Origin of the sequence: uncultured Prevotella sp. (genome assembly GCF_946407605.1) — a bacterium.
GTDB lineage: Bacteria > Bacteroidota > Bacteroidia > Bacteroidales > Bacteroidaceae > Prevotella.
Map to the genome: position 1 here is coordinate 1 of NZ_CAMJOS010000011.1, position 15,278 is coordinate 15,278.

General features: G+C 49.1%; 16 protein-coding genes. 6 read left to right on the forward strand and 10 right to left on the reverse strand.

Annotated elements, in window-relative coordinates:
• Positions 1–166: 166 nt before the first annotated feature.
• From Q0R57_RS06325 to Q0R57_RS06355, 7 genes are all read right to left on the reverse strand, one after another.
• Positions 167–412 (reverse strand): hypothetical protein, encoded by a 246-nt coding sequence (locus Q0R57_RS06325; protein WP_294744840.1) that lies wholly within the window; start codon positions 410–412, stop codon positions 167–169.
• Positions 413–416: 4 nt separating this feature from the next.
• Complete coding sequence (locus tag Q0R57_RS06330) at positions 417–749, reverse strand: hypothetical protein (protein ID WP_294744843.1); 333 nt, start codon at positions 747–749, stop codon at positions 417–419.
• Positions 750–967: 218 nt separating this feature from the next.
• Positions 968–1,450: a hypothetical protein gene (locus Q0R57_RS06335; protein WP_294744845.1), complete on the reverse strand. Its 483-nt coding sequence runs from the start codon at positions 1,448–1,450 to the stop codon at positions 968–970.
• Between the two features lie 210 nt (positions 1,451–1,660).
• On the reverse strand, positions 1,661–2,989 hold the full coding sequence (locus tag Q0R57_RS06340) for a hypothetical protein (protein ID WP_294744847.1): 1,329 nt from the start codon (positions 2,987–2,989) through the stop codon (positions 1,661–1,663).
• Between the two features lie 156 nt (positions 2,990–3,145).
• Entirely contained in the window at positions 3,146–3,760 is a 615-nt protein-coding gene (locus Q0R57_RS06345; RefSeq protein ID WP_294744849.1) for an outer membrane beta-barrel protein, read from the reverse strand.
• Between the two features lie 12 nt (positions 3,761–3,772).
• Positions 3,773–4,258 carry a hypothetical protein gene (locus Q0R57_RS06350; protein WP_294744852.1) on the reverse strand — a complete coding sequence of 162 codons (486 nt, stop codon included), beginning with the start codon at positions 4,256–4,258 and terminating at the stop codon, positions 3,773–3,775.
• Between the two features lie 201 nt (positions 4,259–4,459).
• Positions 4,460–5,275, reverse strand: coding sequence for a hypothetical protein (locus tag Q0R57_RS06355; RefSeq protein WP_294744855.1), 816 nt, complete (start codon positions 5,273–5,275; stop codon positions 4,460–4,462).
• 755 nt (positions 5,276–6,030) lie between these two features.
• On the opposite strand from Q0R57_RS06355, the gene Q0R57_RS06360 reads away from it, so the two are divergent.
• From Q0R57_RS06360 to Q0R57_RS06375, 4 genes are all read left to right on the forward strand, one after another.
• Entirely contained in the window at positions 6,031–6,624 is a 594-nt protein-coding gene (locus Q0R57_RS06360) for a DNA-binding protein (protein ID WP_294744859.1), read from the forward strand.
• Positions 6,625–6,765: 141 nt separating this feature from the next.
• Positions 6,766–6,867: a smalltalk protein gene (locus Q0R57_RS06365; RefSeq protein WP_294743153.1), complete on the forward strand. Its 102-nt coding sequence runs from the start codon at positions 6,766–6,768 to the stop codon at positions 6,865–6,867.
• A gap of 211 nt (positions 6,868–7,078) precedes the next feature.
• Entirely contained in the window at positions 7,079–8,050 is a 972-nt protein-coding gene (locus Q0R57_RS06370) for a TraB/GumN family protein (protein WP_294744862.1), read from the forward strand.
• Positions 8,051–8,156: 106 nt separating this feature from the next.
• Positions 8,157–9,722: a redoxin family protein gene (locus Q0R57_RS06375; RefSeq protein WP_294744866.1), complete on the forward strand. Its 1,566-nt coding sequence runs from the start codon at positions 8,157–8,159 to the stop codon at positions 9,720–9,722.
• Here the strand turns inward: Q0R57_RS06375 and Q0R57_RS06380 are convergent.
• Genes Q0R57_RS06380 through Q0R57_RS06390 form a run of 3 tightly spaced genes read right to left on the reverse strand, consistent with a single transcriptional unit; the run spans position 9,712 to position 11,332 of the window.
• Complete coding sequence (locus Q0R57_RS06380; protein ID WP_294744869.1) at positions 9,712–9,879, reverse strand: hypothetical protein; 168 nt, start codon at positions 9,877–9,879, stop codon at positions 9,712–9,714. The genes Q0R57_RS06375 and Q0R57_RS06380 overlap by 11 nt on opposite strands.
• Positions 9,876–10,766, reverse strand: coding sequence for an RluA family pseudouridine synthase (locus Q0R57_RS06385; RefSeq protein WP_294745108.1), 891 nt, complete (start codon positions 10,764–10,766; stop codon positions 9,876–9,878). The genes Q0R57_RS06380 and Q0R57_RS06385 overlap by 4 nt, the downstream gene beginning before the upstream one ends.
• A 2-nt stretch (positions 10,767–10,768) precedes the next feature.
• Positions 10,769–11,332 carry a 4'-phosphopantetheinyl transferase superfamily protein gene (locus Q0R57_RS06390; protein WP_294744871.1) on the reverse strand — a complete coding sequence of 188 codons (564 nt, stop codon included), beginning with the start codon at positions 11,330–11,332 and terminating at the stop codon, positions 10,769–10,771.
• Positions 11,333–11,406: 74 nt separating this feature from the next.
• Between Q0R57_RS06390 and Q0R57_RS06395 the strand changes: the two genes are divergently transcribed.
• Both Q0R57_RS06395 and Q0R57_RS06400 read left to right on the forward strand, forming a co-directional pair.
• On the forward strand, positions 11,407–13,509 hold the full coding sequence (locus Q0R57_RS06395) for a CotH kinase family protein (protein WP_294744874.1): 2,103 nt from the start codon (positions 11,407–11,409) through the stop codon (positions 13,507–13,509).
• An 87-nt stretch (positions 13,510–13,596) separates the two neighbouring features.
• Entirely contained in the window at positions 13,597–15,210 is a 1,614-nt protein-coding gene (locus Q0R57_RS06400; protein WP_294744879.1) for an ATP-binding cassette domain-containing protein, read from the forward strand.
• The last annotated feature ends 68 nt before the right edge of the window (positions 15,211–15,278 follow it).

The following is a 15,278-nucleotide window of genomic DNA, read 5'->3' on the forward strand; positions in this document are numbered from 1 at the left end:
CCTTCTATTCGCTTGTCTTTCAGCAACTTGGCCATCACACTGACGGCATTCAAAACAAAAATGTACTTTTTCATAACTTGTCGAATTTGTGAGTGAAGGTCGTGTCAGAATTTGGCCATTTTCACTACGTAGACTTCCTCCACCACGCTTCGACTCGGTTATTTACTTACTTTAAAATGATTTCTGTGGTGCCTTTCAGGCGCACCACGCCTCCCCCCATACCGACATTCTTCAAGCCGTCGCTCATCTGCCATTGCTGGCATTCAAACATCTGCTCCACCTTCAGCTTCATCAGGGCGCAGACCCTTGCACCTTCGTTAGTTATCTCCTTGTGCCGACAACTGGCGCAGCAGCGCTTCACTTTCACGCCATAGGCGTTACTTGCGCACGTGATTCTAATCTCCTTAGCCATATCCTTATTCTTCTTTAAGTTCTTTGATAGTCTTCTTCAAGTTTCGTATCTCTTTCTTCTGGTCATCCACCAGGGCTTTCAATCCTGTCACCTCAGCCTGAAGCTTCTTCACGGCACTACCATCCTTCAGCGAGTCCAGCATCGCCTTGATTTCCTCCCTGGTCATCTCTTCCAGTCGCTCCAGTCCTACACGAACCATAAAGCCCTCCAGCATACTCTGGGCATCGAAATACATATAGCCTTCGCCGTTGACATCCAGTGAATAACCATTAACCATTGTTCTCAACAGGATTACAAGTCGCTTTTGCTCCTGCTTGTTTTCTACTTTATTACTCATAGCTTTCATGTTTAATAATGTTTGTTACTTCGATACTTTCTGCCTTCTCATCCGGCTCGAACATCGCGGCCAGATCTATCAGCGTTCCAACGTAAATAATTCTTCGTTTCATAACTTTTAATTTTGCTTTTATTTCTGATTGACGATGCAAAGTTCAGCAAAAAATCAATGCAAAGTATGACTTTTTTTTCTATCGTCCAGCGAATCGTCCGACACTCTCAAAATTCGTCCGACAAACCGTCCGACTTCCTGCTTTGAACCCTCACAAAGGCGCTCAAAAACTGCTTAATCAGGTTCTTTCTCCTTAGCGCTTCACTCGCTTTGGGATCATCCGCAAACGTCCAGTCAGGATACTTGCCCTTCACCTTCGCTATCGTGTCATAGATAGTGGTGCGTCCAGGCAGATTGTCGAACTCAGCCTCGCGCATATAGTCAATAAAGTCCTTGGGGGTGTAAAAGAATGGCAGACCTTTCACCACGCTCTCGTTCATTGCCACCATCAGGTATGCATAGTCGCAGGGGTGTCGAAATGCCAGCATCTGTCGCATTTCGCGAATGGCCGAGGCCACGTAGCCGTCCATTGTCAGCTTCTTGTCGCCAGCTTCACATACGTTCAGCACCTCTACCATGGGGCACAGGCTCACCATGCCCATAAACTTCTCAAAAGCTGCGTCGTCGATACGCAATACAACTTGTTTCATTTCTACCAAGTGTTTGTGAGAAGAGCATGATTGCTGCAGCTTTTCACCTCAGAGGACTCTCACTCCACTCGGGTTAATAATATGTTGGTGCTCTTTGGCCGATAGCCAAAAAAGAAGCACCCGCAAGAACGGACTTTCCGTCTTACGGGTGCAAATTTACGATGTTTTCGTGGGGCGGTTCGTTTACCCTATGTAAACCCTACGATAATTTTACTTCGAATTCCAGATCTCAATCATTTTCAGTTTCATGTCCTCGAAAGGTTTCAGGTGCTTCTCCAGCTTTGTGCTGTCCGACATCGCGCGCGAAAGGTCTTTGTCATAATTCGACAAATCAACATGGAAAGTGCGGCCAGCTTCGATAAAGAACTCCTTTTTGGTCAGTTTCGAGCCATCCTTGCCAGTAAACCTGCCCTGCTCGTACATCACGTTCAGCACACGTATCAGGTCTATCTTCTGGCCCTTTGCCGTGCTCAGATAGATAGGACTCTCTGTGTAGGTCTCGTCGCATTCCTCCACCACCTTGTCAGAACCATATTCCGACTCTATCATCGGCTTCATCTCTATGCCCAGCTGCCTACATGTCAGTTCCCTCAGCATCAGCAGCGTCAGTATAGCATCCAGCGCCTTGCGTGGCGTCTGCATATAGTACAGGCGCGAGAGCACCACGTCACGCTTGCCAATGTCATTATACAACTGACCAGGCAACTGACGCAACTTCTCGTCAATATTCCTCAGTCCGCCCCAGAGCAGTCCTTCGTTCGCCAGCCACCACTGCATCCAAAGCCGCTGCATCTCCTCAGACTCCAGCCTATCCGTCCACCACTCAGAGGCTCGCTCTATCAACGCCATGCGACCACATATCGATGTACGCTGCTGCTTCAATGGTTCGTTCAGCAGCCGTACCTCCTTGTCCTGGGCTTTCTCCAGCTGTGCAATAAACTCCGTCCGTGCTTCACGTGTCTCGCGGCTCAGGTCGTGGCAACTGCCCTTCATCCAGAGGTCGAGGTAAATCTTCAGGTCTGCGATGTCAGTCTCGTCGACGTTTGTCATCAGGTGCTTTTTCAGCATGTAGTACGCCTCCTTCTCGGCCAGCACCTGCTGGTGAGGCGACAAGCGCATCATGTCGTCCTTGAGCCACATGCCCCATTCTATCGCCGACGACTGTAGCGGCAGGATTTTGGTCAGCTCCTCTGCCTCCACAGAAACTATCAGATGCCCATGCTCCTTGATTGCAACTTCTTCCACCTGTGCAAACAATATCGGGTCTTCGCTCTGTGCCAGCAGACTTTTCACATCGCCCACACACTCATCAGCCACGCGACCAATCCTCTTACCCCTCGAAAAAGCCATGACGCAATCAGGGTTAAACAGGTTGGTAGGCTCGGCAAACAGCGACACCAACGGTCTTTCGAGGTCAATCTTTTTTAGAAGTTCGCGTGTACGCACATGCATATCCTCCGTGTCCGGCAGCCCTTGTGTTTCGGCCTCCGGATTCGCAGCATAGTGCACGCCCGATATTCTAAAGTGATAAACCTTCATCTTAAAAATGGTGTTTTCAATCGATGTGCAAAGGTACGAATTATTCCCCACACCACATCCTTTTCACATGAAGATTTTTGTGTTAAAAATGGCAAATGCACAAACCCTCAATTTTGTACATAAAAGGTTCTCCTGATCATTTAATCAAAACCCACTTTAGAATATGACACCAAACGAGAATACGAAGCATTCTTTCAACGGGCCATTCTCTTTGTCCTTCGTAATTTTGGAGAGACTTGAATTATAGCGAAGTTCTAATTGGAACTTATCGTCAAAAGTGAAAGCGACACCCCCGACGAAATCAGTACACGTCGACTTATACTCATCGCCCATGCCCAGCAGGAAGTCTTCCTCTATGCCAGCCTTTAACGTCAGGCGGTCGTTGGGCAATGGATGCACATTGACTATCAGCGGGACTCCCAAGGACTTCACCCTCACCTCGCCCTCTTTGTTCTTGTTACTTACAAGAGAGTAAGCAGCCCCCGTTTGGTATTCTGATGTCTTGACACCCTGCACCATATAATTGACTCCCAACGAGACACCTATGACCTCATGGAACCGATATTCCGTCTCGATGCCTAAACCATACTGGAAATTGTATTTTGAATAAACGTCATTGTTGTTTAGGTCCTTGAGGCTATACGGGTTATAAGTCAACATTATTGAGGGAATCACACGGAATCTCCCTACTGCATCCTGCCGCTCATTTGTCTGAGCCTGTATTCCTGCCACAAACAGCAGCAGAAACAACAAATTGATAATTCTTCTCATAGACAATTATAATTAATCACGAATAATTCTCTTCTCCCATGCACGATCTCCATATCTTTTAATAGATAAATCAATGATGATAGAGTCCCCATTATCAGGGATGTCATATTCCACAATCTTTAACGAGTCACCATTTACTAAAGGCTTAATATGAAAATACAAATCTATAATAGATGTGCTGTCAACAACAAAAGTATTAGGCAGTTTTTCATTGATTTGTTTTTCTCGCCATACATTAATATTGAACGGGATTGAATCACCATGATGAAAAACCCTGAATTTGTCTTTACTAATTGTTATGTCAGATTCCACCAAAAAGTTCTGACCAAGAGAGCAATTATTTATACGTGAAGGTCTCATTTGAAAATCCAGCCACATTGGAACCTCAGAAGTTCTAGAAATTCTAATGTCTTCTTTAGCAAGACGCAATGTAGCCCATGAACATGAGTTCAATAACAGTCCAATAAAGAATAAACAAAAATATGCAATTCTATTCATATTATATTATTGTTATAATATATAGTATATGCAAAGATAATACAATAACTTCTTTGTTATATGTTGTATTATTACCTATTCGCATTATTTAACATCCGTTCATACTCAAAAGCTTCATGTTCTAGTGACACGGGGGCAGGTGAGTGACATATGATGTAAGAGGTCTGATGGCTGAAGGATGATGTTGGCTGAAGCAGAAACTCAAACAAACTTGATATCTGTGGTTAATTTACGTGTTCCTCCCTGTCGCAATTCTGGTGTATTGATACGAATATCACAATCAACAACACAAAAGGCTCCAGTGCTTGATCGAATTACATTCTCATCATGCATATCACTCAAATAAATATCTGGAGTTGCATATGTCCAATTATGAGGATTTTTCAGCTCAAATCCCATATGCTGCATATAATCAGAGATTTCCTCGTCAGACACGTGCTTTCCTGCAATAAATGACTGTTCGCAAATAATCTTGAACTCGCCATTAGCATCTCTGCCAAAACCAAGCACAGTCAAACATGTTTCAGGGAAATATGCATTATGAAGTGCAATGCGGTCAAGTGCAAAAATTGGCTTAATAAAATAGTCTAAGCCTATCGATTTAATAAGTGTTGCACCATGATCATAGACTTTTGCTTCGCCTCCTTCGGCTATTTGTTCACCTAAGACGTTGTGCAACGAATCTTCAACGCTGTCTATCCAGCATCCTACAGCTTTAGCCCACTGTTCTATGACAGTTTCCTGCTTCGCTCCTTGTTGGCATTCTCTTTGGTACTCGCTGAGAGTTTTCGCAGCATCTGAATCTGTTCTATCTTCTGCTGCCGCGAGTATGGATGCAATGACATTTGTTTCACCGCCCGCTGCGCAGCCATGCTGTTCTCGCGATGAAAATCGTTGATATACAATCCTTCCACTGATAAACTGTTCTGCATAGCTATTAAGTTTTTGCAGACCTTCAGGCGTAAAGCCCTCACTGATGATGTTACTTACAGAACCCCAAAAATCTGCGTTGTTCATTTTTCAAATCTTTAAATTAACTGTATGTTGTGATAGAACCACGCTGCAAAGGTAGAGATATTTTTTTAAATAACCAAATTAACATCTAAAAAATAAATTAGTGGGGATCACGGGGCGGTTCCATCCTCAAGCTTTCGCATACAAAGAAAGGTCTTGCATCCCAGCTCACGAGAATAATATGCAAAATGTACCAATGTACCATTGTACCATTTGCGTTTTCATTTTCAGCATATAGGGCGGAAAAGTGTGTATTCTATATTATATTATATATAATATTATAATATTATATATAATATAAAGATAAATCTACACTTCTACGGTACAAAATCGATTTTCGTAATGGTACAATGGTACATTGGTACACTACGAAATTTAATTCATATATCTTTACATTTTAACATTTAAAATATTTTTGAAATAAATTTGAAAAAGCCTTGTTTTGCATCTAAATATTTAGTACCTTTGCATTGTCAATGAAGATAAAATTTTGCGCCCCCACGAGAGAAATTTTTCTCGCCCACGGGAGAGATAAAAAAGTCCTTCGAATAGGCGCGGATAACCTTCAGATTTGATAAGGAAGATGGAAGACGAGAGATGGCTGATGTAAGATGGAAGAGGTAAGATGTTGGCGCCACAGCGAACTGAAAAATCTTGACACAACATCCCGTTAGACCAGAACCTTTAACCAAAAACCAATAAACATTCTTGGCGGAGCCAAGCGGCAAAGCCGAGCGAACCATTAAAAATTAAAGATTATGGCACTTAAAGTAAAAGCAAAAGAACAATTTCAGAACATCGGCAAGTATGCTGGTCAGTATCGTTACGTGATGATGCCTGAGCTCTACACCGCTCTGACTCAGGACAAGGTGATTAAGGAGGCGGCCCTCCGCTCAGGTGTGAGCCGAGGCGTGATGCAGGCCTGCTGGGATGCAGCTGGTGAGGTTATCAAGGCATGGGCCACCGAAGGCCACTCTGTAGCGCTGCCTGGACTGGGCACCATGCGCTTCGGACTGCGCGCCAAGAGCGTGGACGACGTGAACAAGGTGAAGGCGGGCCTCATCTCGAGTCGACGCATCATCTTCACGCCTGATGTCGACCTGAAGGACGAGCTGTCGAAGACTGCCGTGCAGATCACCTGCTACGACCGCGAAGGCAAGGAGGTGAAGCGCGTGACCTCGACTGACGAGGGTAACGTGGAGGACCCCGAGAACGAGGGCGGAACCACGAACTCAGGGAACAACGGATCTACGGAGAACGGTGGCAACAGCGGCTCCCAGAACGGCAGCACTAGTGGTGGTGACAACACCGGAGGCAACTCTGGCGGCGAAGGTGGCGACGGGTACAACTAAGGTGAAAGGTGAAAGGTGAAAGGTGAAGGGAGAATAGACCAAGGGGCCCCGAAGGGGTCGAATAACCTAGCATAGGGGCTTGTCCCTATGATTAAAGGGGCCCCAACCTTTAACCAATAACAATTAAAATTTTAATTAGCTATGAAGAAAGAAAGTTGGAAGACAGTTATTCAGATTATCGTATCGATACTGACGGCAGCGCTGACGGCGCTGGGAACGACCTCATGCATGGGAATCATGTAGAGGAAAGAGGAAAGTGGAATGTGGAAAGAGGATAGAACAATCCCCTACCCGTCCGCAACACGAGAACAGAACGAAGGCACCGACTCATAAAAAAATGGGTTGGTGCCTTGATGTTTTTAGAAACGAATTCGCTTATTTTAACAAAGAAAAGGGAATGATTCACTAATATTTTTCTTACCTTTGTGGCAATATAACAGAAACAGACAAACAAATGAAGAAAATCATCATAACAGCTGTATTGTCCATCATCAGCGCGACATCGATAGTAGCACAAGATGCATTGAAACCGACAGAAGGAAAAACGGGATGGCTATGGGAGATCAAAGGTAACGGCATAGCACAGACATGTTATCTGTTTGGTACCTGTCACGGAGGCGGACACAGTTTTTCGCATGAGGATGTGTTGGGCTTTAGCGGCGTGGATGAAGCATTGAAGAATGTGAAGACGGTATATTTCGAGACGGACCTGACGGTGTCGATGCGGTTGGCAGCCAAAGAGATGAGCATAGCACAGTATCTGGGATGCGACAGGGATACGACAAAGGAGGACATGATGCCTGAAAGCGTGACCTACGAGAGTCTCTTCGACAGCGTGGCGCAGTATCAGGAGGTGCATCAGTTCCTGAGTCAGAAGATGGGCGCTGCGGCGTATTGGAAAAAGACGCCGTACTATTGGTTCAATCATCTTTCGGGATACAACCTGGCAAAGGGGTATTATGGCATTCAAGCGGTGGAGGGGGTGCTCGCCACGGAGGCCGTTAAGCGTGGCATAGAGATTGGGCAACTGGAAAGTACGGAGCAACACCAGAAATGGCTGGCACGCCCCAAAACACAGCGACAGCGTCCTAACATCGAACTGAAGTTTCAAGCCACGATGCTTTACATGGGCATACATAATAATGATGACAAGGTTCCGGAGGCTATCAGAGAAATAGCTGAGGGATATCTGAAGAATGATACGTGCGTCATTCATGACGTGCTGGAGAGGCAGGCAAAGGACGCCACAATAGGCAAAGCAGCGTTTCCTCTTGCTGCCATGAACAATGCATGGTGTCCCGTCATCGAGCAGAACATCGCCAAGGGTCCCTGCATGGTTGCCGTAGGTGCCCGTCACCTGCTGGGCAACGACGGACTGATTGCCATGCTGCGCAGGAAGGGATATTCGGTGGAGCCGATACGATAAAGTGTTAAATAATATTTTAAATAGAGAAGAAAAGGCGGAAAAATGGTTTGTTGAAAAAATTTTTATGTAACTTTGCGGTTAAAACCGCATTAATCATAAACTATACATGTTTAGAAAAGGACTTTTAACGGCTGTGATGGCAGTGGTTTGTGCGATGACGGCACAGGCTATTGACGAGTATCAGTATCACAGAGGCACGGCTGTGCTGAAAGGAAAAGTGACGAACAGAAATGCTGGCGAATGGACGACAGTACAGGTAAGGACGTTCAACCACTTCACAGACCATGAGACGGTGGTGAACATCCCCGTGAAGGAGGACGGCAGCTACGAGGCCACCCTCACCCTGCCCCACTCGCAGGGCATCAGCGTGGACAACACGAGCTTTGTGTTTCTGGCCGTAGGCGACACGCTGGAGATGATGATAGACGCGTCGAAGCCGGACTTGGAGGGCGTGACCTTTGGCGGACACGGCAAGAGCACAAACATCAACCGCCTGTGGCCCGAGGTGGGAAAGCACTACTTCGGCAGCACCCAGCTGTATGCAGGAAAACCGGAGAAAGACCAGATACCTGAATGGAAGAAAGGACTGGTGAAGATGATGGACACCATCATTGACGACATCAAGGCCGACAGGCTGCCCGTTCCCGCTGGCACTGGCAGCTTTGAGAAGGAGGTGCTGGGCGCCACAGCACTGTCGCAGCCGCTGATGGAGGTGATGCGCCTGAACTTTGACAACATGCTGAGGTTTGACGCGACGGAATACTACGACTTCCTGGCTGACAGGGAAGAGTGGCTGCTGGACACGCCTGCCATGCTGTTTGCAATAGAATCGCCAGGACATCTGTACAGCTTCGTAACCCTCTGCATGATGGTTGACGTGAGCTGGTCGGCAAGCCGTCTGAGAATGGCCTACCGCATATCTGACTCGCAGGGGCTGAAGGATTATAACAACCAATTCGTGCTGCCACGCAACTACGACGCCACCCTGCACAGACAGATGCTGGCCGAGCGCGAGGACACGCTGATGACCATTGCCGACTACTTCGACATGACGACAAAGGCCACGCTGAAGCGTTTCGGACTGAAGAAGATGGACTTCATGCTGCAGATGGCACTCTGCCGATATGTGTACGACGAAGACCGTCTGGGAGAAAAGAGTCCTGACATCATGGCATCATACATAGCCGCCCTGATACCATACATACAGAACAGGACGGTGGCCAACGGCGTACTGGAGAACTACCGTGAGTTTGTGATCAAGAACGAGGGCAGGTTGGAAGAAGAGGCTTCGCTGTCGCCTGAGGGTGACGCCATCTTCGAACGTATCATAGCACCCTACAGGGGCAACGGCCTCTACGTGCACTTCTGGGGCATGAGCTGCGGACCGTGCAGGGTGATCATGCTGGACGAACGCGAAAAGGTGGAGGAGATGAAAGACAAGCCTGTACGCTTCCTCTATATTGCCGACGAGACGGACCGCCCCATAGAAATGGCGGAGCAGTGGATGAAGGAGAACGACATCAAGGGTGAGCACATCTTTGTGACCCACGAGGAATGGAAGCACCTGGCCACGAAGTTCCAGATCGCCGCCATACCCTTTGCCACAGCAATAGATAAGGACGGCAAGCTGACAAAGATGCAGGAGCTGGACAAACTCCTATTCAGCGAATAAAATAGAAATAGGCAGCAGCCAGGGCGGCGAGCAGCACGAGGCAGACAATAGTCTTCACCATGAAGCTCGCCACCTTTTTAATAATATAAACAGCAAGGATGACGACGAGGAGCGCCGCCAGATAGAAGACCCAGCTGTCGATATTGGCATTCATCATTTGAAGAGTTGTTTGAAGGCGGTGGGTATGGGGGTCTCGAACTCCATAGCCTCGCCAGTGATGGGATGAGAGAAGCAGAGCAGCCAGGCATGCAGGCAGAGACGGTGGAGGGGGTCGTCGCCATTGCCGTATTTCGTATCGCCACAGACGGGATGTCCCATATCGGCTGAGTGCACGCGAATCTGATTCTTACGGCCAGTCTCGAGCTTATACTCCACGAGGGAGTGCTCGGTGGTGCGGTCGAGGACATGGAAATGGGTGATGGCCAGCTTGCCGCCATTATCTACAGGCGAGGAATAGGTGACGTAGGCCTTGTTGTCCTTGAGCCAATTCTGGATGGTGCCCTCGTCCTGTTCCATCTCGCCGCTGACCACAGCCACATAGCGGCGGTCGTAGACAATCTGATGCCAGTTGTGCTCCAGGATCTGCTCGGTGTCGATATCCTTGGCATAGACCATGAGGCCGCTGGTGTCGCGGTCCAGACGGTGCACCACGTGGGCAGTACATTTCTGGCGGGTCTTCTTGAAATAGTCGTCGAGCACGCTCTTCACATTAAGCGACGAGTGTCCTGCAGCCATCGAGAGGATGCCGATGTTCTTCTCGATAACGATGAGCCAGCGGTCTTCATAGACAATCTTCACGTAGCGACTCTTGAACGAGCGCTGGTTGCGCTTGGTCTTGCTCACGGCCACCTTCATGCCAGGCTGCAGCAGGAAGTCGAACTGGCTGACGGTCTTGCCATCAACCTTAATGCCACGACCCTGCAGGGTGTCCTTGACCTTGTTGCGGCTCATGCTGAGATGGGCCAGCAGCCACTCCAGCAGCGGCGCCTGTTCCTCGACGGTGAAGTGATCGTAGTCGCCTTCACGGTTGTATCCTGTGTTCATTCTCATAGTTCACAAACGGTATAAATATAGTTCTTCTGTAATACTTCGGTGGTGGTGAAACGATAACGGTCGGCAACGCTGAGCACCTGCTTCATCTGGTCGTTGATGCCATCGCCAGTAAGTTTCAAGAGGCTCTCCTTCATGGTCCACAGACGCACAAACTCCACCTCAGGATTGGCGGCCTGCTGAATCTGCTGCAACTCGGCATCGCTCATGGCATAACGGGCCACGCTGTCGCGATAGCGCCCCACGCTCTCGACATCGATGCCGATGGGCTGGCGACTGAGCACGCAGACGGCTGCCTCCTTGCAATGGCTCAGGCTGAAATGCAACTCTGGATGACCCACGATAAAGGGCTTGCCGTGAGGGCCGTAGTCGAACACGGGATTGGCAGCGATGCCCTCCTGCTCGAGCAATGCCTGCTTCAACAGCAGGTAGGCAGCCACGCAGAGACGCTGTCCTTGTTCGAACTTATACTTCAAGGCCTGCTGGCGACGCTGGGGGCTGATGGCGTCGAGGGCCTGCTGGAGGTCGAACTTGCCTATTTCGTCGTTAATATACACCATGAGGGTGCAAAATTACTATTTTTTTTTGTAAAATGAAAAAATATTCGTACTTTTGCAGCGAAATAACTAAAGCAATGAAGAAAATATCCATCATACTCGTGGCTTTCTGGCTGATGAGCGTGCAGCAGGTGCTGGCGCAATATACCCGTATGACCAATCTGCCAACCATATATATCGAGACCTTCGACGGCTGGGGTATATGGAGCAAGGAGGACTATAAGCTGTGCAGGATGTACTACGTGGACGAGAACGACCTGGTGACAGCCTACGACTCGGTATCGATTCGCGGACGAGGCAACTCGACGTGGAACATGTCGAAGAAACCCTATAAGATAAAGTTCAACCAAAAGGAGAAGTTCCTGGGCAAGGGCTATGCGAAAGCCAAGAAATGGACGCTGCTGGCCAATGCGGGCGACAAGACGATGATGCGCAACGCCATCACATCGCTGATGGGCGAGTTTACCACGCTGAAGTTCAACCCTGCCGCCAAGTTCGTGGACCTCTATCTGAACTACGAGTATCTGGGCACCTATCAGATTAGCGACCAGGTGGACGTGAGACCTCATCGTGTAAACATCACCGAGCAGCCCTACCCCATCACCGACGATACCGACATCAGCGGCGGATACCTGCTGGAGGTGGACGGATTCAGGGACGGCAACTGCTTCACTTCGAGCACCTTCAGCGCCCCTGTACGCATTCACTATCCTGAGGACGACGAGATAGACAGCAAGCAGACGGCCTATATACGCAGCTTCATCAACAACAAATTCGAGAAGGCACTCATCAGCGCCAACTTCGACGACCCAGAGGTGGGCTACAAGGCTTACGTGGACACCACATCGCTGCTGGACTGGTATCTATGCACAGAGATAAGCGCCAATATCGACGGATTCTACAGCACCTATTTCTATAAGGAGCAGGGCAACGACCACCTGTTCTGGGGACCGCTGTGGGACTATGACATTGCCTATAACAACGACTACCGCGTGCAGAACGACATGGGCCACAGCAGTTCGGTGAACAAGCTGATGGTGGATATTGCCTACACTGGCTCGAAGGCGTGGGTCATCCGCATGTGGAAAGACGACTGGTTTAAGAAGGCGGTATACAGACGATACCAGGAACTGCTGAACCAAGGTCTGGTGGACTATATGCACGCCAAGGTGGACAGCCTGAGCGAGCTGCTGCAGCAGTCGCAGGAACTGAACTACGAGAAATGGGGCATCAACCGCAGGATGTATCACGAGGTGGTACTCTACTCTTCCTACGACCAGTATGTCAGCGACCTGAAGCAGTTTATCACAGAACATTGCCAATACCTGACAGAGGCCTTCTTCAACAGGCTGCCTGATGAACCTATACCGCCCTTTGCACCTGAGAACTTCTACTACCACATAGTGAACGCCAAGACGCAGAAGGCTGCCGACCTGGACGGCGACCTCGTGGTGCAAATGGTCAACAACAACGAAAAGGAGGGTCAGGACTGGGAGATACAAGCCATTGGCAGTCACTTCCGACTGCTGAACAGACTGACAGGCAAGGCGCTGAACGACCCCACAGAGGGTGAGGTTGGGCCTACCACCAATGTTGGCACGCAGCTGAACACCGTGGAGCCTGACGAGCACAGCGAGAGTCAGCAGTGGGACATCATTGCTCAGGGCAACGAGGGACACTTTAACCTGCTGAACGTCTATACACAGCATATCGTGAACCTGAACGGCGGCAGCAGCAACGACTATACCGCCCTGCTGAGCTATACCAACGACGAGAAGAATGCTACCAGCACCAACCGTCTGTGGTACCTCATCAAGAACGGCGAGCTGCCAGAGCCCGTTGACACCATACCCAACGATACCATCCCCAACGACACGATTCCTGTGGATACCATTCCCACAGACACAATTCCCAACGATACGATACCTGACGGCATAGAGCACTTCATGGAGCCCGCAGACTATGCGCTGGCCTACAACCCACAGACCAAGACGCTGCACTTCGGATCGGCAACACCTGAACTGCTGACATTCCCTGTGCGCATCTTCAACACCTCAGGCAGACTGGTGGGCATGTTCCGTGCTGATGAGCAATACTCGATGGAGACTTGTCCAAAGGGTGTATATATCGCCACATGGAACGTGGGAGGCAGGACGCGTAGCGTCAAATTCAAACGGTAAAACAAATAAAACTCTCGCCCATTTGTTTATATCGCAAAAAATTCGTAACTTTGCACCCGCTAAGAAAATAAGAAGAAAAATAAGGAGATGATTACAGTTACGAATCTGGCGATTCAATTTGGAAAAAAGGTTCTCTACAAGGATGTGAACCTGAAGTTTACGAGTGGAAACATTTATGGTATTATCGGTGCCAACGGTGCCGGTAAGTCTACCCTGCTCCGCGCCATCAGCGGCGAGCTGGAGCCTAACAAAGGAACAGTGGAGATGCTGCCTGGCGAGCGTATGAGCGTGCTGGAGCAGGACCACTTTAAATATGACGAATTCACGGTGATGAACACCGTGCTGATGGGTCACCAGCCCCTGTGGCAGAACATGAAGGAGCGCGAAGCCCTCTATGCCAAGGACGAGATGACTGAAGAAGACGGTGTGCGTGCTGCCGAACTGGAGATGGCCTTTGCAGAGATGAACGGCTGGGAGGCTGAGAGCGAGGCTGCACAGCTGCTGCAGAACCTGGGCATCAAGGAAGACCAGCACTACATGCAGATGTCGGACATCAGTAATAATGAAAAGGTACGCGTGATGCTGGCCAAGGCACTCTTCGGACACCCCGACAACCTGCTGCTGGACGAGCCCACCAACGACCTGGACCTCGACACCGTGCAGTGGCTGGAGGAGTATCTGAGCGGACTGGAGCAGTGCGTGCTGGTGGTGAGCCACGACCGTCACTTCCTCGACGCCGTATCAACCCAGACCGTGGATATCGACTTCGGCAAGGTGACGCTGTTCTCTGGTAACTACTCATTCTGGTACGAGTCTTCTCAGCTAGCTCTGCGTCAGGCTCAGAACCAGAAGATGAAGGCTGAGGAGAAGCGCAAGCAGCTGGAGGAATTTATCCGTCGCTTCTCGGCCAACGTAGCCAAGAGTAAGCAGACCACCTCACGTAAGAAGATGCTAGAGAAACTGAATGTTGACGAGATCACACCCTCTACACGTAAATATCCTGGCATCATCTTCCAGATGGAGCGTGAGCCTGGCACACAGATTCTTGAGGTGGAGGGTCTGAAGGCAGTAGATGCTGACGGCACCGTACTGTTCGACAATGTGAGCTTCACTATCGAGAAAGGTCAGAAGACCGTGTTCCTCTCGCATAACCCCAAGGCCATGACGGCCCTCTTCGAGATTATCAACGGCAACCGCGAGGCACAGGCTGGCACCTATAAGTGGGGCGTCACCATCACCACAGCCTACCTGCCACTGGACAATACCGAGTTCTTCCAGAGCGAGATGAACCTGGTGGACTGGCTCAGTCAGTGGGGACCAGGCAACGAGGTAACGATGAAGTCGTTCCTGGGTCGTATGCTCTTCAAGGAGGAGGATGTGCTGAAACACGTCAACGTGCTCAGTGGTGGTGAGAAGATGCGTTGTATGATTGCCCGTATGCAGCTGAAGAATGCCAACTGCCTGATTCTCGACACACCTACCAACCACTTGGATCTGGAGTCTATCCAGGCTTTCAACAACAATCTTATCCAGTTCAAGGGAAATATTTTATTTGCTTCGCACGACCATGAGTTCATCAACACCGTGGCCGATCGTATCATTGAGCTGACGCCTAAAGGTACCATCGACAAGCTGATGAGCTATGATGACTATATCTACGACGAGGCCATCAAGGAGAAGAAAGCTGAGCTGTACGCTTAAAATGAAGAATGATTACACTGTGGCACAATATTTGCATCTATCACTGCAGTACTTTAAAACCACGTAAT